This is a genomic window from Sphingomonas sp. M6A6_1c (assembly GCF_053345135.1).
The window spans coordinates 183,616-202,925 of the sequence record NZ_JBKEZO010000003.1 but is presented as its reverse complement, the minus strand read 5'-3'; the positions used below and the strand labels follow the sequence as shown (position 1 = coordinate 202,925).

Here is a 19,310-nt window from a genome sequence, read left to right as displayed (position 1 = left end):
GTACGGCGGCTCAGTCGAGCCGCGCGCGTACCCCGATCCACAGCGTCCGCGGCGTCGCGCGTTCGACGATATCGGCGCCGCTGATCCCCGCCTCGACGCGGGCGTCGAAGACGTTCTCGGCGCGCGCCTCGATCGTCAGCACGCGCGTCAACGGCAGCGCGGCATAGCCGTCGAGCGTCGTCGCGGGGGCAAGGCTGCGGCTGTTCTGGTCGTCGTCGAACTGGCGCGCGACATGGCGCAGCGTCGCCGACACCGCCGCGCGCCGCTGCCGCCAGCCGAGCGTTCCGGATAGCGCGTCGCGCGGCGTCTGCGCCGGACGCAGGCCGTCGAGCGCCACCGCCGCACCCGACGCACGCACCCGCGCGTCGACATGGCTCCACGAGGCGAGCGCGGTGAACGGCCCGGTCGCATAACGCGCATCGACCTCGACCCCGGTCGAGCGGATCGCATCGAGGTTGCGGCGGGTGCGCATGGCGCTGGTCGGCGTCGAGGAGAGCGTGACGTTGGCGATCGCGTCGTCGAGCCGGTTGTGGAACAGCGTCGCCGCCAGGCTGGCGCCGGCGAACGGGGTCAGCGTGACGCCGCCTTCGATCCCGGTCAGCCGTTCGGGCGAAAGCCCGGCATTGGCGGTGGTGATGTCGTTGCCGACCCGGAACGGACGATACAGCTCGTTGAGCGTCGGCAGCCGCCAGCCGCGATAGCCCGCGGCGCGCAGCGTCACCGCGGCGGCGGCGCGCCAGGCGGCGCCGAGCCGGCCGGTGAATTCGCTGCCGTCGCGATCGGCGAAGCGATTGTCGGTCAGCGCCGCGCCGCCGGCGAGCGGCCGCTCGCTGAGATAGCCGCCGTCGATCCGCCACCAGTCAACACGCCCGGCGCCGGTCAGCGTCAGGTCGCCGAGCGCGACGCTGCCATCGGCGAACAGGCCCTGAGTGCGGGTCGATCCGCCCGCCTCGCGGCGGCGGGTGGGACTGGCGTTGACGAAGGTGAACAGCTCCTGCGTCTTGCCGGAGACGTCGCGGATGTCGGCGCCGAGCCGCAGGTCGATCGCCGCGCCGACCGGCGGCTGCACCTCCAGCCGCGCGCCGAGGCCGGTAGCGGGCGTGTTATATTGGTCGAGCGACTGGCTGATCGTCGTCCGCGCGGCGTTGATGCTGGCGAAGCTGGAGGCGAAGGCGCGGGTCTGCAGATAGGCGAGCGCCGACCAGCCCCAGGCGCCGCGGCCGACGAGGCGCAGGCTGGCGTCGGCGCCGTCCGAACGATTGGCGGTGAACGCCGTGCCGCGGTCGCGTCGATCGGTGAAGGCGCTGACATTGGCCTGCACTTCGGTCGACGGCGCGATCGTCACGACGGTGCGCAGCGCGCCGGACGCCTGTTCGTAGGGCGCGGCGCGATCGACCGGGCCGCGGCGCGACGCGACCGTCGGCACGAAACCGTCGCCGCGCGCATAGGCGCCCGACAGCGTCGCGAAGCCGCCGTCGCTGACGAGCGCCGCCGACCCCTGCGCCTCGACCGAATCGCGGCTGCCGTAGAACAGGCTGGCGTCGAGCGGCGCCAGCTGGTCGGGCGTCGCACTGTCGAGCTGGACCGTGCCGGCGAGCGCGCCGGGGCCGAAATAGCCGCTGCCGCCGCCGCGCGTCACCCGCACCTGGCCGAGCCGCCCGGTGGCATAGGCCGGAAAGGCGACCCAGCCGCCGAACGGATCGGCCTGCGGCACGCCGTCGAGGATCAGCAGCGCGCGGCTGGAGGCATTGCCGCCGATGCCGCGCAACGTGATGCCCTGGCTGGTCGGATTGGCGGTGCGGCTGTCGGAACGGCGGAACTGCTGCAACCCGGCGACGTCGGCGAGCACGCTCTCCAGCCGCGCGCTGGCATTGGCCTGAAGCCGGTCGCGATCGATCGTGACGATGTCGAACGCGCGCTCGCCCGGCGAATCGGGCAGGCCGCGGCCGGTGACGACGATATCGGGCGCCGGGTCCGGGCCGGCCTGTGCGAGAGCGGGAACGATGATCGCCGAAGCGAGCAGGACGGCGGCGGGAAGCAGGAGACGCATCGCGCCCCCATGGCGGTTTCCGTTGGCGAGGAGAATGAAGAACCGCACTGATTTAGGTGGATGTACCGGCAAGCGCCTGCGAAACTCCGGATTGGTTCGCGACCTCATCACTCACTAGGCTTGTACCCCGGCGAAGGCTGGGGCCCAGTTGGGCAGGCGGTGAAGAGTGAGCACAGACCTTCACCCAACTGGGCCCCGGCCTCCGCCGGGGTACAAGCTCGGTGGGTGACGGGGTGGGTTGGGCAAATGCCGAACTTCCATCCGGCAGCCCAAGCCGCCGCCATCCCGGCGGTATGTGACACGGACGTTGCAACGTCGCCGCGGATCGGGAACGATCTGGGTCGCGCTGCGCTTGCTGCTGAATCGAAGGAGACGATCATGGCCGGTCCTTATTCTCTGCCGCTCGCGCCAGTGCCGCAGCCGGTGTCGCGATGAGCCGGCCGGTGCTGGGGGCGTCGGCGCTGCGCGACGAGCTCAATCAGGCAGCGTTGCGGCTGTCGCTCGATAGCGAGGGAGCGAAGATCGAGTTCATGCTGCCGACGCTCGCCGATCCCTGGGACGGCAAGGCCGGCCACAATTGGGACGTGCAGGCCTTTTGCCCCGAAGAGCTGGACGCGATCGCGCGCCGCGCGGTCGAACAGGTCGCCGCGTCGTGGGACCTCGACCCGCACAATACCGAGGATGAAGTGACGTTCGTCGCCGACCGCTGATCGCGGTGCCTGCGTCTCTTGCGTCGCATGTGCGCGATCGGCGCGACGTGCACCATTGTCGCGGGGCGATCGGGTCCCTAGAATAACTCTGACAATTTCCGAGAGAGGTATTTCCATGATCGACGGCGCCCTGCTGATCGGTGGCGAAGCACGCCAGGCCGCGAACCGGTTCACCGCGGTGAACCCGGCGAGCGGCGAGACGCTGACCCCGGACTTCTCGTCGGCGAACGCCGATGCGGTGACCGAGGCCTGCACGCTCGCCGAAGACGCGTTCCCGACTTACGCCGCGACCGACCTCGAAGCGCGCGCCGCGTTTCTGGAAGGCATCGCGCAGAACATCCTCGACATCGGCGACGAGCTGATCGAGCGTGCGATCGCCGAGAGCGGCCTGCCCCGCGCGCGCCTGGAGGGCGAGCGCGGCCGTACGGTCGGCCAGCTCAAGCTGTTCGCCGGCGTCGTGCGCCAGGGCGATTTCCTCGACGCGACGATCGATCCCGCCCTGCCCGACCGCGCGCCGCTGCCGCGCCCCGACCTGCGCCGCGTCAATCTCGCGATCGGCCCGGTCGCGGTGTTCGGTGCGTCGAACTTCCCGCTCGCTTTCTCGGTGGCGGGTGGCGACACCGCCTCGGCACTCGCCGCCGGCTGCCCGGTGGTGGTGAAGGGCCATCCCTCGCACCCCGGCACCGGCGAGCTGGTCGCGCGCGCGATCCAGAAGGCGGTCGCGGACGCCGGCCTGCCCGCTGGCGTCTTCTCCTATCTGCCCGGCGAGACCAACGAGTTGGGCGGCGCGCTGGTCGCCGATCCCCGCATCCAGGCGGTCGGCTTCACCGGTTCGCGCGGCGGCGGCCTCGCCCTCGTGCGCATCGCGGCCGAGCGTGACGAGCCGATCCCCGTCTATGCCGAAATGTCGAGCATCAACCCGGTCGTCCTCTTCCCCGCCGCGCTCGCCGCACGCGGGGCGGCGCTGGCCAAGGAATTCGTCGGCTCGCTGACGATGGGCGCCGGCCAGTTCTGCACCAACCCGGGCCTCGTGCTGGCGGTCGACGGCCCCGATCTCGACGCCTTCGTCGAGGCGGCGGGTTCGGCGCTGACCGAAAGCGCGCCGGCGACGATGCTGTCGCCCGGCATCCACGCCAGCTTCGAAAAGGGCGTCGAGGCGCTCGCCGGCCATCAGGCGGTGCGCACCGTCGCGCGCGGCAAGAGCGGCGATGGCGTCAACCAGGCGGTCGGCGCGTTCTTCGAGACGACCGCCGACCAGTTCCTCGCCGACGTCAAGCTGTCGCACGAGGTGTTCGGCTCGTCGTCGATGCTGGTCCGCTGCCGCGACCTCGGCGAGATCGCCTCGGTGATCGCCAAGCTGGAAGGCCAGCTCACCGCGACGCTGCAGATCGATCCGGCCGACGAGGCGGAGGCGGCGAAGCTCGTGCCGGTGATCGCGCGCCGCGTCGGCCGCATCCTCGCCAACGGCTGGCCGACGGGTGTCGAGGTGGCGCCGGCAATGGTCCACGGCGGCCCCTTCCCCGCGACGAGCGACGGGCGGACGACCTCGGTCGGCACGCTGGCGATCGCGCGCTTCCTGCGCCCGGTCTGCTTCCAGAACCTCGCGCCGGCGCTGCTACCCAAGCCGCTGCACGACGACAACGCCTGGGGCATCGCGCGCCGCCTCGACGGCAAGCGCGAGGCGAGCCCACGGTAAACCGAAGCCGATTCCTCCCTCGCTTCGGCGGGGGAGGGATATCGGACCGGATTGCCGGTCTGGGGTTCGCATCCGCTTCCACCCGTTACCCCGGACGTGTTCGAGACGTCTGCGAAGCGCCTGACGTAACGCTGGTGTGGAGCGCATCGACTTTCGTAGAAGTCTCGGCTCGTTCCGGGTGACGAAGGTGGTGGAAAACCGTTTCTAGCTTCAGGAACTGCCCGCCGGAACCCGCACCCCCTACAGCGCCACCGGCGTCACCGGCACGCCCGCCACGCCGGGATCGAAGGCGAAGACGTTGCCCGCCTCGGGCTGGTCCGCCAGCGCCCCCTCGTCCAGTCCCTTGCGCGCGCTCGTCGCATAGGCCGTGCGTAGGTCCGCGCCGCCGAACGCGATCTTGGTGATGTTGGATGCGGGCAGCCTGACCGTGCCGATCAGCCGACCCGAGGGATCGTAGCGCCGCACGCCCCAGCCGCCCCACAGCGCCACCCATAGACAGCCCTCGGCATCGACCACCGAGCCGTCGGGATGCCCCGCACCCTCCTCGATCGTCACGAACGGCACCGCCTCGCCGAGCGTGCCGTCGGCGTCGATCGTCGCGCGCCAGATCGTCTTGCCGATCGTATCGGTATGGTAGAGCGTCACGCCGTCGCCCGCGATCGCGGGGCCGTTGGTGATGCACACCGGCGCGAGGCCGCTGTCGGTGACGACGCCGGTGGCATGGCGATAGACGCGGCCGCTCATATCGGTCTCGGCATCGTCCATCGTGCCGAACCAGATCCGCCCCGCGCCGTCGGTCGCGGCGTCGTTGAGCCGGTTGCCGGCGGGATCGCCCTCGGGCCGGGCGAGGAAGGTGAAGCTGCCGTCCGCGGGGTCGAAGCGGTGCAGGCCGGTGCGCAGGCCGGCGATCATCCCGCCATCGGCGCTCGGCAGCATCCAGCCGACCTGGTCGGGCGCATCCCAGCGCTGCGTATCGCCGGTCGCCGGGTCGTAGCGGTGGATGTGGCGGCTCTTGATGTCGACGAACCACAAGGCCTGTTCGCGCGCGACCCATACCGGCCCCTCGCCGAGCACCGCCTGCACCGGCACCACGGTACGAACATTATGATCGGTCATCGCCATTCCTCTCCTGATCTGGTCGCGCGCTTCATCCACCGAAGGGCGGCATCCGTCTAGTCTGACAAATGCCGCCGGGCGCTTCAATCCATGTCGAACAGGTCGCGATACTGGCGCGGTTGCGAGCGCAGATACTGGTCGGGTGCCTTGACGTGCGCGCCGAGATGCGCGGCGGCATGCCACGGCCAGCGCGGATCGTAGAGGATGGTGCGGGCGAGCGCGATCATATCGGCATCGCCGGTGCCGACGATCGCCTCGGCCTGTTCGTATTCGGTGATGAGGCCGACCGCGACGACCGGCAATCCGCAGCCCTGTTTGACCGCACGCGCGAGCGGCACCTGATAGCTCGGGCCCGCCGGGATCTGCTGCCGCGGATCGAGCCCGCCGCTCGACACGTGGATCGCCGCGCAGCCGCGTGCCTCCAGCGCGCGGGCGAAAGCGACGGTCTGTTCGGCGTCCCAGCCGCCCTCCACCCAGTCGCTGCCCGAGACGCGCATCGTCACCGGCTTGTCCGCCGGGAAAGCGGCGCGCACCGCATCATGGACTTCGAGCGGGAAGCGCATCCGGTTCTCCAGGCTGCCGCCATAATCGTCGGTCCGGCGGTTGGAGAGCGGCGAGAGGAACTGGTGGAGCAGATAGCCGTGCGCGCCGTGGAGCTGCACCGCGTCGATGCCGAGCCGCGCGGCGCGGCGGGCGGATTCGGCGAAGGCCTCGACGAGGCGCTTGAGATCGTCGGTGGTCAGCTCGGTCGGCGGATTCTCGCCCTCGGCGAAGGATAGCGGCGACGGGGCGACGGTCTGCCAGCCCTCGGCGTGGGTCGGCGCGATCTGCTTGCCGCCCTTCCACGGCAGGTCGGTCGACGCCTTGCGGCCGGCATGGGCGAGCTGGATCGCGATCGGCATGTCGGAATGGCGGCGGACCGATTCGAGCACGCGCGCCATCGCCGCCTCGGTGGCATCGTCCCACAAGCCGACGTCGCCATAGGTGATCCGCCCCTCCGGCACGACCGCGGTCGCCTCGATCGTCAGCAGTCCGGCGCCGGACAGCGCGAGATGGCCGAGGTGAATCAGATGCCAGTCGGTCATCCGGCCGTGCTCGGCGGAATATTGGCACATCGGCGCGATGACGATGCGATTGGACAGGGTCGTGCTGCCGATGGCGATCGGCTGGAACAGGGCAGAAGACATGGAGACCTCGCGAAGGGGATGCAGGCGTTACGCTTCGGACGGCGATTGGTGCCGTGCGGGCACGCTGACCCGTGCCTCCAATCCGCCGCCCTCGCGCTCGGCGAGCGTCAGCCGGCCGCCGTGCAGCTCGGCCAGTTCGCGCACGATCGCGAGGCCGAAGCCATGGCCCTCGCCGCGCTCGTCGAGCCGCACGCCGGGCTGGGTGACGCGGGCGCGGTCGGCGGCGGGGATGCCGGGACCGTCGTCGGCGACGATCAGGTCGAGCCGGCGCGCGTCGCCGGGCTGCGCCCGTACCGCGACGGACACCTGCGTCTCGGCGTGACGCGCGGCATTGTCGAGGAGGTTGCCGAGCAATTCGTCGAAATCCTGCGCATCCATCGCCGCGACCGGATCGCCCGCGACCGCATGCGTGACGGCGATGCCGCGCCCGGCGTGGAGCCGGCCGATCGCCACCGCGAGATCGGCGACCGCAGGCGCGACGCGGGTGCTGGCGCGGGCGTCGACGGTGCCGGCGCGGGCACGCGACAGATGGTGGCGGATCGTCGCGTCGATCCGCGCGACCTGCGCCGCCCGCGCCGGATCGTCGCGCACGCTCAGCGCCAGCGTCGCCACCGGGGTCTTGAGCGCGTGCGCGAGATTGGCGGCGGACTGGCGCGCGGTGGCGAGCGCGGCGGCGCGATCGGCGGCGAGCGCGTTGAGTTCGGTGGCGAGGCCGCGCAGTTCGACCGGCTGGTCCTCGTCGACCTGCGTCCGGTCGCCGTTGCGGATCGCGGCGACCTGCGCGCGCATCCGGCCGAGCGGCTTCAGGCCGAGCCGCAGCTGGACGATCGTGGCGAGCGCGAGCAGCCCCGCAAGGATCGCCAGCGCCGCGAGCAACGGCACCAGCGCATCGCGCAACGGCCGCGCGATCACCGACCGCGGCGCGGCGGCGAGCAATGCCACGTCGCCGCGGCCGGTCTTCAGTTGCAGCCGGCGTGCGTGGACGCTGCGCCCGGCATGATCCCAGCCCTCCAGCACCTGCGGACCCTCCGCGGCGTCGCGCAGCATCGGCGGCGGACCCGGCGGTCCTTCCCCCGGATGCGGTCCGGCGCGGAGCAACGGCGTATCGGTCGAGCCGATCGCGCCGTCCGGCCCCTCGATCCGCCAGTGCCAGCCGCGCCCCGCCTCCAGCGCGCCCGCGCGCGCATCCAGCCGCGCGCGATCGACGCGGCCGTCGCGGTCGACCGTGCTGGCCAGCAACGCGATCTCCGCATCGAGCCGCCGGTCGATCCCCTCGGTCACGACGCGTTCGAGCACGCCGGCGATCGCCCAGCCGGCGATGGCGAGCGCGGCGAGGATCGCCACCGCCGACAGCAGCAGCATCCGGCCCTGAATAGATCTGGGCATCGATCTGGGCATAGGTTCAGCCCTCGCCGCAGGTCAGGCGATAGCCGCGACCGCGGATCGTCTCGATCATCTCCGCGCCGATCTTGCGGCGCAGCCGGCCGACGATCACCTCCAGGCTGTTCGAATCGACGTCGGCGTCGCCTTCGTAGACGCGTTCGAGCAGGTCGAGCCGCTCGATCACCGCCTCGCGGCGCAGCATCAGCGTCGACAGGACGCGCCATTCGAACGCGGTGAGCTTGAGCGGCAGGCCGTCGAGCTCGAAATGGCCGATCTGCGTATCGAACGACAGCCGCCCGCAGGCGAGCACCGGTTGCGCATGGCCCGCGGCGCGGCGGACGAGCGCGCGCAGCCGCATCACCAGTTCCTCGACGCGGAACGGCTTGACCAGATAATCGTCGGCGCCCGCCTTGAAGCCGGCGACCTTGTCCGACCAGCCGTCGCGCGCGGTGAGGATCAGCACCGGCAGCGCGCGCCCCGCCGCGCGCCAGTCGCGCAGCACGGTGATGCCGTCCTTGCCGGTCAGCCCGAGGTCGAGCACCGCCGCGTCATACGTCTCGGTCTCGCCGAGGTGGCCGGCGTCGATGCCGTCGGCGACGAGGTCGACCGCAAAATGCTCGGCGCGCAGCGCGCGCGCGATCGCCGGGCCCAGTTCGTCATCGTCTTCGACTAGCAAGATACGCATGATGTGGCCCTATCCTCCCCCACTAAACCGAAACTGAACCGCCCGGTTCAGCGGGGGTCGGACGAATCACCCTAGAAGCCTGTCATCGACACACGAAATGGAGACGATCGATGGCAAGACTACATATCGGAACCCGCCAGCGTCTGGCACTCGGCGCAGCGGCCTTGATCGCGGTCGGCGCCGCCGGCGGCGCAGGTGCGGTCGCCCTGACCCGGCCGAGCATCGAAATGGCCCCGACGATCGCGACACCGATCGCAAAGCTGGCCAACACCGGCGGCATCGTCACGGTCAAGGGCCGCGTGGCGGAGGTGTTCGGCGACCGCTTCGTCGTTCAGGACGGCAGCGGCCGGGCGATGATCGACGCGGGGCGTGACGGCACCGCCAATGTCGCCCGCGGCAATGCGGTGCTGGTGCAGGGCCGCTACGACGAGGGTCAGCTGCGCGCCCACTTCCTCGTCGGCCCGTCGGGTCAGGTGAGCGAAGTCGGCCCGCGCCCCGGCCCGCACGGCCCCGGTGGTCCGGGTGGTCCCGGCGGTCCTGGCGGCCCCGGCGGTCCCGGCGTCGGTCGCCCGGACGGTCCGCCGCCGCCCCCGCCGGGTGCAGGCCCCGCGGGCACCCCGCCGCCCCCGCCCGTCGCCGGTCGCGACGCACCGCCGCCGCCGCCGCCCGCCAACGGCCGCGATGTGCCCCCGCCGCCGCCCGCGGCCAACGCCCCGGCCGCAGCGCCCGCTCCGGCACCCACGCCGGCGCGCTGAAGCAACGAAGGACCGGTCGCCGCGTGCGGCCGGTCCTTTTCTTTGGGCGGACGGGAAGAGGTTCGCGCGAAGACGCGAAGACGCGAAGATGTTGCGCCTGCTCTCCCGCGAAGGCGAAGGGCAGTCGCATGGGCTGCGGTGATGAGGCTCGGTCGGTTGGTCCGAACGCCCCGTCACCCCCGGACGTGTTCGAAACCTCTACAAAACATCTAATGCACCCCGGCGTAGGCCGGGGTACAATGCGGGTGTGGGGCGTACCGGCTTCCGCAAAGCGAGCGAGCAGCAAAGTGCTCCTGCGGAAGCAGGAGCCCTGTGGCGGTTTTGCAGAGGTCCAGAGCAATACGGGGCGACGGGCCGGACGCCCGCGCCCAAGCCGTTACTTCGTCACCGCATTCGCGTTGCCGACCTCGTCGTCGGTGTCGCCGTCGCCGGTGCCGGAATATTCCATGCCGCTCTGCCCGCCGTGCCCCATGAAGCCGCCGCCGACGTCGTCCTTGCTGCTCTTGCCGGTGTGCGGGTTGGGATAGGCGCCGCCTTCGCTCTCGCCGGCGGACTTGCCCGACGGTTGCTCGACGCCGTCGTTACGGGCGGGCTTGGCGGCGGAATCAGGGTCGGTCGCTTGCATCGGCTGCTTGTCGGTCATCTCGAATCTCCTCGATTCCACCAACGATGCAGCGAGCGATTGCGTTGCGCGCCGCCCTCCCCCACATAGGTCCGTAATACACCAATGGGGAACCAATGGCCGATCCATATCAAACCTTGGGCGTCGCCCGCGGCGCGTCCGAGGCGGACATCAAGAAAGCGTACCGCAAGCTTGCCAAGGAACTGCATCCCGACCGCAACAAGGACAATCCCAAGGCGTCGGAGCGGTTCAGCCAGGTCACCAATGCCTACGACCTGCTGAGCGACAAGGACAAGCGCGCGCGCTTCGATCGCGGCGAGATCGACGGCGACGGCAACCCCGCCGCGCCGTTCGGCTATGGCGGCGCCCGGCCCGGCGCCGCGCGCGGCGGACCCGGCGGGTTCAGCAGCGCCGGCTACGAATTCGGCACCGGCGGCGACGCCGACATGAGCGACATCTTCGAGGGCCTGTTCGGCGGCGGTCAGGCGCGTGGCGGCGGCGGGGGCTTCGCCAGCGGCTTCGGCCGCCGGCCGCAGCCCAAGGGCGCCAACATCACCTATCGGCTGCAGGTGCCGTTCGTCGATGCCGCGACGCTCGCGCCGCAGCGCGTGACGCTGGGCGACGGCAAGACGATCGACCTCAAGCTGCCCGCCGGCGTCGAGAACGGCACGCAGATGAAGCTGGGCGGCAAGGGCGAACAGGGTCCCGGCGGCGCCGGCGATGCGATCGTCTCGATCGAGGTGCAGCCGCACCGCTTCTTCGCCCGCGACGGCGACGACGTGCGGCTCGACCTGCCGATCACGCTCAAGGAAGCGGTGGCGGGCGGTTCGGTGCGCGCGCCGACGGTCGACAAGCCGGTGATGCTGACCATCCCCAAGGGCACCAGCTCGGGCAAGACCCTTCGCCTCAAGGGCAAGGGCTTCCACAAGAAGGACGGCACGCGCGGCGACCAGCTCGTCACGCTGATGATCGACGTGCCCGCGGATGATGCAGCGTTGCAACAGTTCGTGGCGGGCTGGACCGATCCGCGGAACCCGCGGGGTGCGATGGGCGTCTGACGGCGACGTGACCGACGAAACCGCCCTTACGCCCGAAGCCCGCGCGCATCAGCGCCACGGCGCCCGCCACCAGCTCGCGAAGCTGAAACCCGGCCCGGCCGCTTGGGAGATCACCAAGCGCGCCGTGCTCGGCGTCTTCAACGACGGCTTCATCCACGCCGGCAACCTCGCCTATCTGGCGTTGATGACGGTGTTCCCGTTCTTCATCACCGCCGCGGCGGTGCTGTCGTTGCTCGGCCAGAGCGCGGAGACGCAGCGCGCGGTCGCCTCGTTCCTCCACGTACTGCCGCCCAACGTCGCCGACATCCTGCGCAAGCCGATCGCCGACGTGCTGATGGCGCGGACGGGGTCTCTGCTGTGGCTGGGCGGGCTGGTCGGCCTGTGGACGGTCGGCAGCTTCGTCGAGACGATCCGCGACATCTTCCACCGCGCTTATGGGCTGAAGGCGACCGCGCCTTTCTGGCGCTCGCGCTTGTCGTCGTCGGGGGTCATCATCCTGTCGGTGATCATCGCGCTGATGAGCTTCCTGGTGCAGGGTATCCTCACCGCCGCCGAACAGTTCATCTACCGCTTGCTGCCCTTCGCTGAAGGCGTCGCCGGCTGGGTCGGTCTGTCGCGGGTGATCCCGGGGCTCGTCATGTTCGGCGCGCTCTATCTGCTCTTCTATTCGGTGACGCCGTCGAAATACCGTTATTCCACCTGTCGCAAATGGCCGGGCGCGGCGTTCACCACCGTCTGGTGGGTGGGCATGACGACGTTGTTGCCCTGGGTGCTCGGCCAGCTCGGCGGCTATGACCTGACCTATGGTAGTCTTGCCGGGGTGGTGGTGATGCTGCTGTTCTTCTATCTGATCGGATTGGGCTTGGTGTTCGGCGCGCATCTCAACGCGGCACTGGCGGAACCCCCCGAACCGGCGCTACAGGGGACGCCGACGACTATGGAGGCGAAGACGGCGTGACGGGTTTGATGGCGGGCAAGCGTGGATTGATCATGGGCCTGGCGAACGACAAGTCGCTCGCCTGGGGAATCGCCAAGCAATTGTCCGAACACGGCGCCGAGCTCGCCTTCTCATACCAGGGCGCGGCGATGGAAAAGCGGGTGCGCCCGCTCGCCGAACAATTGGGCGTGGCGCGACTGTTCGACTGCGACGTGTCCGACATGGCGGCGCTCGACGCGACCTTCGCGGCGCTGGCAGCGGAATGGCCGACGATCGACTTCGTCGTCCATGCGATCGGCTTTTCCGACAAGTCGCAGCTGCGCGGCCGCTATTACGACACGACGCTCGACAATTTCCTGATGACGATGAACATCTCGGCCTATTCGCTGGTCGCGGTGGCGCAGCGCGCGCGGCGGCTGATGCCCGAGGGCGGCTCGATCCTGACGCTGACTTATTATGGCGCCGAAAAGGTCATTCCGCATTACAACGTGATGGGGGTCGCCAAGGCGGCGCTGGAGACCAGCGTCAAATATCTCGCGGTCGACCTCGGTCCGGAAAATATCCGGATCAACGCGATCTCGGCCGGCCCGATCCAGACGCTGGCGGCGCGCGGTATCGGCGACTTCAACTATATCCTGAAGTGGAACGAGCTGAACGCGCCGCTGCGCCGCACCGTGACGATCGAGGACGTCGGCGGCGCCGGCCTCTACATGCTCAGCGACCTGGCGAGCGGCGTCACCGGCGAGATCCACCACGTCGACGCCGGCTATAACGTGATCGGCATGAAGGCCGAGGACGCGCCGGATATCGCGCTGGCTTGAGTTACGCCAAGATCAGGTAGCTTGACCCCATCGTCCGCTAAGGAGATGGCCGGAAAATGAGCATCAATTCCTTCGGCCATCTGTTCCGCTTCACCACCTGGGGCGAGAGCCATGGGCCCGCGATCGGTGCGGTCGTCGATGGCTGCCCGCCGGGCATCGCGCTCGGCGAGGCGGATATCCAGCCGTGGCTGGACAAGCGCCGCCCCGGCACCTCGCGCTTCACCACGCAGCGTCGCGAACCGGATCAGGTGCGCATCCTGTCGGGCGTGTTCGAGGGCCGCACCACGGGGACGCCGATCAGCCTGATGATCGAGAACGTCGACCAGCGCTCGAAGGATTATTCGGAGGTCGCGCTCGCCTATCGCCCCGGTCATGCCGATTACGCCTATGACGCCAAATACGGTTTCCGCGACTATCGCGGCGGCGGCCGTTCGTCGGCGCGCGAGACGGCGTCGCGCGTCGCCGCGGGCGCGGTGGCGCGCGCGGTGATTCCGCAGGTGCGCATCCGCGGCTGGGTCGAGGCGATCGGCGGCGACGCGATCGACTATGCCGCGTTCGACGATGCGGCGATCGACGCCAACCCCTTCTTCTGTCCCGATCCCGCCGCCGCGGTGCGCTGGGAGGCGCTGGTCGACGGCGCACGCAAGGCGGGATCGTCGCTCGGCGCGGTGATCGCGTGCGAAGCGACGGGCGTGCCCGCCGGCTGGGGCGCGCCGCTCTACGCCAAGCTCGATGCCGAGCTGGCGCATGCCTGTATGGGGATCAATGCGGTCAAGGGCGTCGAGATCGGCGACGGCTTCGCGGCCGCGGCGCTGACCGGCGAGGCCAATGCCGATGCGATGCGACCGGGCAGCGATGGCCCAGCTTTCCTCGCCAACCATGCCGGCGGCATCACCGGTGGCATCGCCACCGGGCAGCCGATCCGGCTGCGCGTCGCGTTCAAGCCGACCAGTTCGATCCTGACCCCGGTCGAGACGATCGACCGGACCGGCCAGGCCGCCGATATCGCCACGAAAGGCCGCCACGACCCCTGCGTCGGCATCCGCGGCGTTCCGGTGGTCGAGGCGATGATGGCGCTGGTGCTCGCCGACCAAGCGTTGCTGCACCGGGGCCAGACGGGACGCTAATCGTTAACAAAATGGAACACTCTCTAACCCAACCCGTTGGGGGCCTGCAAGATTTTGCAGGAGAGAACGATGCGTAAGATCATTCCAATCATGGCAGCGGCCATGCTGATCCCCGCCGCAGCTTATGCTCAGACGACCACGGGTGGCACCGCAGGCGGAACGATGGGTGGCACGACGTCCGGCAGCCCGACCGGAACGATGGGCGGCTCGATGGGCGGTCAGACGACCACCTCGCCGACCGACTCTTCGGCAACTTCGGGCACGATGACGCAGAGCCGTTCGGGCAAGAAGTCGCGCAGCAGCCGTAGCAGCCGTTCGACCGGCACCGGTTCGACGTCGACCACCGATAGCGGCTCGACCACGGGCACCATGGGCGGTTCGACCGACACGATGGGCGGCACCACGGGCACCGGCACCGGTTCGACCACGGGCACGATGGGCGGCGGCACGACCGGCACCATGGGTGGCACCTCGACCACCGGCACGATGGGCGGCACGACCGGGTCGACCACCGGCGGTACCCCGACGCCGCAATAAGCATCCTAACCGATGAAGCAAAAGCCGGGCGGGTCACACCGCCCGGCTGTTTCGTGTCCGTCGTCAGTCGGCGAAGGGATCGCGGACGAGGATCGTGTCCTCCCGCTCCGGGCTGGTCGAGACCAGCGCCACAGGGCAGCGGATCAGTTCCTCGACGCGGCGGATGTACTTGATCGCCTGCGCCGGAAGATCGGCCCAGCTCCGCGCGCCCGCGGTCGATTCCTGCCAGCCTTCCATGACTTCGTAGATCGGCTCGACCGCCGCCTGGTCCGCGGCATGCGCCGGGAAATAGTCGAGCTCCTGTCCGCGCAGGCGATAGCCGGTGCAGATCTTCACCTGCTCGAAGCCGTCGAGCACGTCGATCTTGGTCAGCGCGATCCCGGTGATCCCGCCGACCGCCGCCGACTGGCGCAGCAGGACTGTATCGATCCAGCCGCAGCGCCGCTTGCGCCCGGTCACCGTGCCGAATTCATGCCCGCGCACGCCGAGCCGCTCGCCGGTCTCGTCTTCCAGCTCGGTCGGGAACGGCCCCGAGCCGACGCGGGTGGTATAGGCCTTGGCGATGCCGAGCACGAAGCCCACCGCTGCCGGCCCGAGCCCCGACCCGCCCGCCGCGGTGCCGGCGATCGTGTTGGACGAGGTGACGAACGGATAGGTGCCGTGATCGACGTCGAGCAGCACGCCCTGCGCGCCCTCGAAAAGGATGCGCTTGCCCGCCGCGCGTGCCGCGTTGAGGTCGCGCCACACCGGCTTGGCGAAGGGCAGTACGAAACCGGCGATGTCGCGCAGCTCGGCGATCAGGCCGTCGCGGTCGATCGCCGGCGAGCCGAAGCCGGCGCGCAACGCATCGTGATGCGCGAGCAACCGGTCGAGCTGCGGCCCGAGATCATCGAGATGCGCGAGGTCGCAGACGCGGATCGCGCGACGGCCGACCTTGTCCTCATAGGCCGGGCCGATGCCGCGACGCGTGGTGCCGATCTTGCCCGCACCGGACGCATCCTCACGCAGCCCGTCGAGGTCGCGGTGGAGCGGCAGGATCAGCGCGCAATTGTCGGCGATGCGCAACGTCTCCGGCGTCGCCGAGACGCCCTGCGCCGCCAGCCGCTCGATCTCGGCCTTGAGCGCCCAGGGATCGAGCACGACGCCGTTGCCGATCACGCTCGGCGTGCCGCGGACGATGCCCGAGGGCAGCAGCGACAATTTATACACGTTGTCGCCGACGACGAGCGTGTGGCCGGCGTTATGGCCGCCCTGAAAGCGGACCACCATGTCGGCGCGCTCGGCGAGCCAATCGACGATCTTGCCCTTGCCTTCGTCGCCCCATTGCGCGCCGATGACTGCTACATTGGCCATGGATACAGGTCTCCGCCTGCCGGCGTTGATCCGTGCGCCCTTCGACAGGACTCGGCACACGAACGGTCCTGAGATGCGAAGGCGCGCCTACCGGGGTGCGCCCGCGGGGTCAACCGTTGGGCGGGCGATTGTCATCGCCGCGCGGATTCGCTATAAGGGAGGTGCCAAACGACATGGCTTTGCCATTGGATGAACCCCCGTCATTGCCGTGACGGGGGTTCTTTCGTTTGGGGGACGCGTTGCCGCACGCCCCCCGCCCGTGGCCTACCTGTGACGCGCCACCTCGACAACCTTCAACAGAAGGGTGCCGAAGCCGAACAACGCCGCCAGGAAAAGGCACAAGTCGCCAAACGACATGATGCTCTCCATCGGATCGACGGCAGGATCGCCGCCGCGGACAGCCTAATCGTCGGCCTGCGACTTTGTCATCGGTCTTTACGGCTGCGCAACGATCAGAGCGCCCGCGCCTCACCTTCTGCGTAGACGTGCGTGCACAATTGCGCTTCGGGCGTGTCGCCGGGCGTCAGTGCCGCGACCGCTACCCAGCCGGCGGCGCGCATCGTGGTGCCCGCCTCGGCCGGCGTGCCGAAGGGCAGGAACAGCCGGCGGCGATCGACCGTGCCGGCGGTGGCGAGGATCGCATCGGCATAGAGCGAGAAGCCGGTCGCTGCCTCTTCGGCGCCATCCTCGTGCATCACCGCATAGGTGCCGCCGCGGCCGACCTCGCGCGCCGCACCGGCGATGAACAGCGAGAAGCCGAGCCACGACTGATATTCGAAACCGTGCCGCTCGGTCGGATCGAGCGTCAGCGCGACGCCCTCCCCCAGCCCCGCCGCGATCGCGGCAAGCCCGTCGAGCCGGCTGGCGAGCACCTGCCCGGTATCGAAGGCGCGCAACCGCGCGATCGCGCTGTCGAACGGCCCCGCCGCCTCGATCAGCGGCAGATAGCCGGGGGCGATCGCCGCGACGGCGCCGGCATCCTTGGCGTCGAGCCGGTCCTGCAGCAATGCGATCCGATCGGCGGCGACCGGCAGCGGCCCCGCCGCCAGCGTATCGACCAAATCGGGCAAGGTGAAATCGATCGACAGGCCGGTCGCCCCCGCCGCCGTCAGCGCCGACACCGCGACCGCGACCACCTCCTGCGCGGCGGGGATCGAATCGAGCCCGATCAGCTCGCAGCCGATCTGCCGCCATTCGCGCGCCGGGGCGAGTTCGGGGCTGCGCAGCTTGAGCACCGGCCCAGCGTAGGACAATCGCAACGGGCGCGGGTGATGCCCCATGCGCGTCGCCGCGATCCGCGCGATCTGCGCGGTGACGTCGGGACGGATCGCCAGCGTCCGCTGCGACACCGGATCGACGTAGCGCACCGCATCGGTCAGCGCGCCGTCCTTGAGCCGCGAGCCCAGCGCATCGGCATATTCGACCAACGGCGGATCGGCGCGCTCATAGCCGTAGAGGCGCGCCGCCTCGATCACGCGCGTCTCGACGGCGGCGGCGGCATCGGCGTGCGGCGGCAATCGGTCGCGAAAGCCTTCGGGAAGCAGGGGTGTCATCGTGCGCTTCCCCTATCCATGGGCGGGAACGGGGGCAACGCCGTATCGCGACGGCATTGCCCCTGCCCCATCAGCATGGCGCGATCAGAACGTCAGGCCCATCGCGGTCTTGACGCCGGGCAGCGCCTTGACCTTGGCAAGGAGTTCCCCGTCGACCGGCTCGTCGACCGAGAGCAGCAGCACCGCCTCGCCACCCGCCGAGCGGCGGCCGAGGTGGAAGGTGCCGATGTTGACCCCCGCCTCGCCCAGCGCGGTGCCGAGCCGGCCGATGAAGCCCGGCGCGTCCTCGTTGACGACATACAGCATCGGCCCGACCAGATCGGCCTCGACCTTGATGCCGAACAGCTCGACGAGGCGCGGCGCCTGATCGCCGAACAAGGTGCCGGCGACCGAGCGCTCGCCGTCGGCGGTCTTCACCGAGACGCGCAGCAGCGTGTGGTAATCGCCCTCGCGCTCGGTACGCACCTCGCGCACCTCGACACCGCGGTCGCGCGCCAGCAGCGGCGCGTTGACCATGTTGACCGTGTCGGTCTGGTTGCGCAGGAAGCCCGCCAGCACCGCGCTGGTGATCGGCTTGGCGTTCAGTTCCGCCGCCGCGCCCTCGGTATGGACCGAGATGCGCGTGATCGCGCCGGTGGTGAGCTGGCCGACGAGGCTGCCGAGCTTTTCGGCGAGCGCCATATAGGGCTTGAGCTTGGGTGCTTCCTCCGCCGACAGGCTCGGCATGTTGAGCGCGTTGGTGACGCCGCCCGAGACGAGGAAGTCGGCCATCTGCTCGGCGACCTGGATTGCGACGTTGACCTGCGCCTCGGTCGTGGACGCGCCGAGATGCGGCGTGCTGACGAAATTGGGCGTGCCGAACAGCGGCGAGGCCTTGGCCGGTTCCTCGACGAACACGTCGAGCGCGGCGCCGCCGATATGGCCGCTGTCGAGCCCTGCCTTCAGCGCCGCCTCGTCGATCAGGCCGCCGCGCGCGCAATTGATGATCCGCACGCCCTTCTTGGTCTTGGCCAGCGCCTCGGCGGAGAGGATGTTGCGCGTCTGGTCGGTCAGCGGCGTGTGCAGCGTGATGAAGTCGGCGCGCGCCAGCAGTTCGTCGAGCGTCACCTTCTCGACGCCCATCTCCACCGCGCGCTCGGGGGTGAGGAACGGATCGAACGCCACCACCTTCATCTTGAGCCCGCGCGCGCGGTCGGCGACGATCGAGCCGATATTGCCCGCGCCGATCAGGCCGAGCGTCTTGGCGGTCAGCTCGACGCCCATGAAGCGGTTCTTCTCCCACTTGCCCGCCTGGGTCGAGGCATCCGCCTCGGGGAGCTGGCGGGCGAGCGCGAACATCAGCGCGATGGCATGTTCGGCGGTGGTGATCGAATTGCCGAACGGCGTGTTCATCACCACCACGCCCTTGGCGGATGCCGCGGGGATATCGACATTGTCGACGCCGATGCCGGCGCGACCGACGACCTTCAGATTGGTCGCATGTTCGAGGATCGCCTTGGTCACCTTGGTCGAGCTGCGGATCGCGAGGCCGTCATACTGGCCGATGATCGCGATCAGTTCCTCCGGGGTCTTGCCGGTGATCTCGTCGACCTCGACGCCGCGCTCGCGGAAGATCTGCGCGGCCTTGGGGTCCATTTTGTCGCTGATGAGGACTTTGGGCATGGGTAATTCCTTCGAACAACGATCGTCATCCCCGCGTAGGCGGGGATCCATAGCCGCT

At 69.8% G+C, this 19,310-nt stretch carries 17 protein-coding genes; 8 read left to right on the top strand and 9 right to left on the bottom strand.

The genetic code is table 11. The features are described from left to right. Positions 1–10: 10 nt before the first annotated feature. Positions 11–2,050, bottom strand: coding sequence for a TonB-dependent receptor (locus ACLBWH_RS07035; RefSeq protein WP_447797785.1), 2,040 nt, complete (start codon positions 2,048–2,050; stop codon positions 11–13). A 431-nt stretch (positions 2,051–2,481) separates the two neighbouring features. Here ACLBWH_RS07035 and ACLBWH_RS07030 point away from each other — a divergent pair, with 431 nt between their 5' ends. After that, positions 2,482–2,760 carry a hypothetical protein gene (locus tag ACLBWH_RS07030; RefSeq protein ID WP_447797783.1) on the top strand — a complete coding sequence of 93 codons (279 nt, stop codon included), beginning with the start codon at positions 2,482–2,484 and terminating at the stop codon, positions 2,758–2,760. Positions 2,761–2,875: 115 nt separating this feature from the next. Further along, complete coding sequence (locus ACLBWH_RS07025; protein WP_447797781.1) at positions 2,876–4,456, top strand: aldehyde dehydrogenase (NADP(+)); 1,581 nt, start codon at positions 2,876–2,878, stop codon at positions 4,454–4,456. A gap of 240 nt (positions 4,457–4,696) precedes the next feature. Here the strand turns inward: ACLBWH_RS07025 and ACLBWH_RS07020 are convergent, their stop codons facing one another. From ACLBWH_RS07020 to ACLBWH_RS07005, 4 genes are all read right to left on the bottom strand, one after another. Then, complete coding sequence (locus ACLBWH_RS07020; RefSeq protein WP_447797779.1) at positions 4,697–5,572, bottom strand: SMP-30/gluconolactonase/LRE family protein; 876 nt, start codon at positions 5,570–5,572, stop codon at positions 4,697–4,699. A gap of 83 nt (positions 5,573–5,655) precedes the next feature. Next, complete coding sequence (locus ACLBWH_RS07015; protein ID WP_447797777.1) at positions 5,656–6,759, bottom strand: NADH:flavin oxidoreductase/NADH oxidase; 1,104 nt, start codon at positions 6,757–6,759, stop codon at positions 5,656–5,658. Positions 6,760–6,786: 27 nt separating this feature from the next. Further along, positions 6,787–8,145 (bottom strand): sensor histidine kinase, encoded by a 1,359-nt coding sequence (locus ACLBWH_RS07010; RefSeq protein WP_447797775.1) that lies wholly within the window; start codon positions 8,143–8,145, stop codon positions 6,787–6,789. Between the two features lie 16 nt (positions 8,146–8,161). Then, positions 8,162–8,827: a response regulator gene (locus ACLBWH_RS07005; protein ID WP_447797773.1), complete on the bottom strand. Its 666-nt coding sequence runs from the start codon at positions 8,825–8,827 to the stop codon at positions 8,162–8,164. A gap of 110 nt (positions 8,828–8,937) precedes the next feature. Between ACLBWH_RS07005 and ACLBWH_RS07000 the strand changes: the two genes are divergently transcribed. Then, positions 8,938–9,582, top strand: a complete 645-nt coding sequence (locus tag ACLBWH_RS07000; protein WP_447797771.1) for a hypothetical protein — start codon at positions 8,938–8,940, stop codon at positions 9,580–9,582. A gap of 376 nt (positions 9,583–9,958) precedes the next feature. On the opposite strand, the gene ACLBWH_RS06995 is transcribed toward ACLBWH_RS07000, so the two are convergent. Continuing rightward, positions 9,959–10,225 carry a hypothetical protein gene (locus tag ACLBWH_RS06995; protein ID WP_447797769.1) on the bottom strand — a complete coding sequence of 89 codons (267 nt, stop codon included), beginning with the start codon at positions 10,223–10,225 and terminating at the stop codon, positions 9,959–9,961. A 95-nt stretch (positions 10,226–10,320) separates the two neighbouring features. Between ACLBWH_RS06995 and ACLBWH_RS06990 the strand changes: the two genes are divergently transcribed. From ACLBWH_RS06990 to ACLBWH_RS06970, 5 genes are all read left to right on the top strand, one after another. Beyond that, the gene (locus tag ACLBWH_RS06990) at positions 10,321–11,262 is read left to right on the top strand and encodes a DnaJ C-terminal domain-containing protein (protein ID WP_322848690.1); all 942 of its coding nucleotides are present in this window, start codon (positions 10,321–10,323) and stop codon (positions 11,260–11,262) included. Positions 11,263–11,269: 7 nt separating this feature from the next. Then, entirely contained in the window at positions 11,270–12,220 is a 951-nt protein-coding gene (locus ACLBWH_RS06985; protein ID WP_322848689.1) for a YihY/virulence factor BrkB family protein, read from the top strand. Then, positions 12,217–13,020, top strand: a complete 804-nt coding sequence (gene fabI, locus ACLBWH_RS06980; RefSeq protein WP_322848688.1) for an enoyl-ACP reductase FabI — start codon at positions 12,217–12,219, stop codon at positions 13,018–13,020. The genes ACLBWH_RS06985 and fabI overlap by 4 nt, the downstream gene beginning before the upstream one ends. Before the next feature lie 56 nt (positions 13,021–13,076). Further along, a complete protein-coding gene (aroC, locus tag ACLBWH_RS06975; protein ID WP_447797765.1) occupies positions 13,077–14,147 on the top strand; it encodes a chorismate synthase in 1,071 nt (356 codons plus the stop codon). Positions 14,148–14,216: 69 nt separating this feature from the next. Further along, positions 14,217–14,684: a hypothetical protein gene (locus tag ACLBWH_RS06970; RefSeq protein WP_322848686.1), complete on the top strand. Its 468-nt coding sequence runs from the start codon at positions 14,217–14,219 to the stop codon at positions 14,682–14,684. Between the two features lie 63 nt (positions 14,685–14,747). Here the strand turns inward: ACLBWH_RS06970 and ACLBWH_RS06965 are convergent, their stop codons facing one another. The 3 genes from ACLBWH_RS06965 to serA all read right to left on the bottom strand — a co-directional run bounded on the left by ACLBWH_RS06965 (position 14,748) and on the right by serA (position 19,252). Further along, complete coding sequence (locus tag ACLBWH_RS06965) at positions 14,748–16,037, bottom strand: adenylosuccinate synthase (RefSeq protein ID WP_322848685.1); 1,290 nt, start codon at positions 16,035–16,037, stop codon at positions 14,748–14,750. A gap of 452 nt (positions 16,038–16,489) precedes the next feature. Beyond that, on the bottom strand, positions 16,490–17,590 hold the full coding sequence (locus ACLBWH_RS06960; protein ID WP_447797762.1) for an ATP phosphoribosyltransferase regulatory subunit: 1,101 nt from the start codon (positions 17,588–17,590) through the stop codon (positions 16,490–16,492). Positions 17,591–17,674: 84 nt separating this feature from the next. After that, the gene (serA, locus tag ACLBWH_RS06955; RefSeq protein WP_447797760.1) at positions 17,675–19,252 is read right to left on the bottom strand and encodes a phosphoglycerate dehydrogenase; all 1,578 of its coding nucleotides are present in this window, start codon (positions 19,250–19,252) and stop codon (positions 17,675–17,677) included. Between the last annotated feature and the right edge of the window lie 58 nt (positions 19,253–19,310).

What these genes read in the sequence shown, in the direction of transcription:
- ACLBWH_RS07010 (WP_447797775.1), bottom strand. Translation starts at nt 8,145, where the DNA reads ATGCCCAGATCTATTCAGGGCCGGATGCTGCTGCTGTCGGCGGTGGCG.
- ACLBWH_RS07020 (WP_447797779.1), bottom strand. Translation starts at nt 5,572, where the DNA reads ATGACCGATCATAATGTTCGTACCGTGGTGCCGGTGCAGGCGGTGCTC.
- ACLBWH_RS06965 (WP_322848685.1), bottom strand. Translation starts at nt 16,037, where the DNA reads ATGGCCAATGTAGCAGTCATCGGCGCGCAATGGGGCGACGAAGGCAAG.
- ACLBWH_RS07015 (WP_447797777.1), bottom strand. Translation starts at nt 6,759, where the DNA reads ATGTCTTCTGCCCTGTTCCAGCCGATCGCCATCGGCAGCACGACCCTG.
- ACLBWH_RS07000 (WP_447797771.1), top strand. Translation starts at nt 8,938, where the DNA reads ATGGCAAGACTACATATCGGAACCCGCCAGCGTCTGGCACTCGGCGCA.
- ACLBWH_RS06995 (WP_447797769.1), bottom strand. Translation starts at nt 10,225, where the DNA reads ATGACCGACAAGCAGCCGATGCAAGCGACCGACCCTGATTCCGCCGCC.
- ACLBWH_RS06960 (WP_447797762.1), bottom strand. Translation starts at nt 17,590, where the DNA reads ATGACACCCCTGCTTCCCGAAGGCTTTCGCGACCGATTGCCGCCGCAC.
- ACLBWH_RS07005 (WP_447797773.1), bottom strand. Translation starts at nt 8,827, where the DNA reads ATGCGTATCTTGCTAGTCGAAGACGATGACGAACTGGGCCCGGCGATC.
- ACLBWH_RS07025 (WP_447797781.1), top strand. Translation starts at nt 2,876, where the DNA reads ATGATCGACGGCGCCCTGCTGATCGGTGGCGAAGCACGCCAGGCCGCG.
- serA (WP_447797760.1), bottom strand. Translation starts at nt 19,252, where the DNA reads ATGCCCAAAGTCCTCATCAGCGACAAAATGGACCCCAAGGCCGCGCAG.
- ACLBWH_RS07030 (WP_447797783.1), top strand. Translation starts at nt 2,482, where the DNA reads ATGAGCCGGCCGGTGCTGGGGGCGTCGGCGCTGCGCGACGAGCTCAAT.
- aroC (WP_447797765.1), top strand. Translation starts at nt 13,077, where the DNA reads ATGAGCATCAATTCCTTCGGCCATCTGTTCCGCTTCACCACCTGGGGC.
- ACLBWH_RS07035 (WP_447797785.1), bottom strand. Translation starts at nt 2,050, where the DNA reads ATGCGTCTCCTGCTTCCCGCCGCCGTCCTGCTCGCTTCGGCGATCATC.
- ACLBWH_RS06970 (WP_322848686.1), top strand. Translation starts at nt 14,217, where the DNA reads ATGCGTAAGATCATTCCAATCATGGCAGCGGCCATGCTGATCCCCGCC.
- ACLBWH_RS06990 (WP_322848690.1), top strand. Translation starts at nt 10,321, where the DNA reads ATGGCCGATCCATATCAAACCTTGGGCGTCGCCCGCGGCGCGTCCGAG.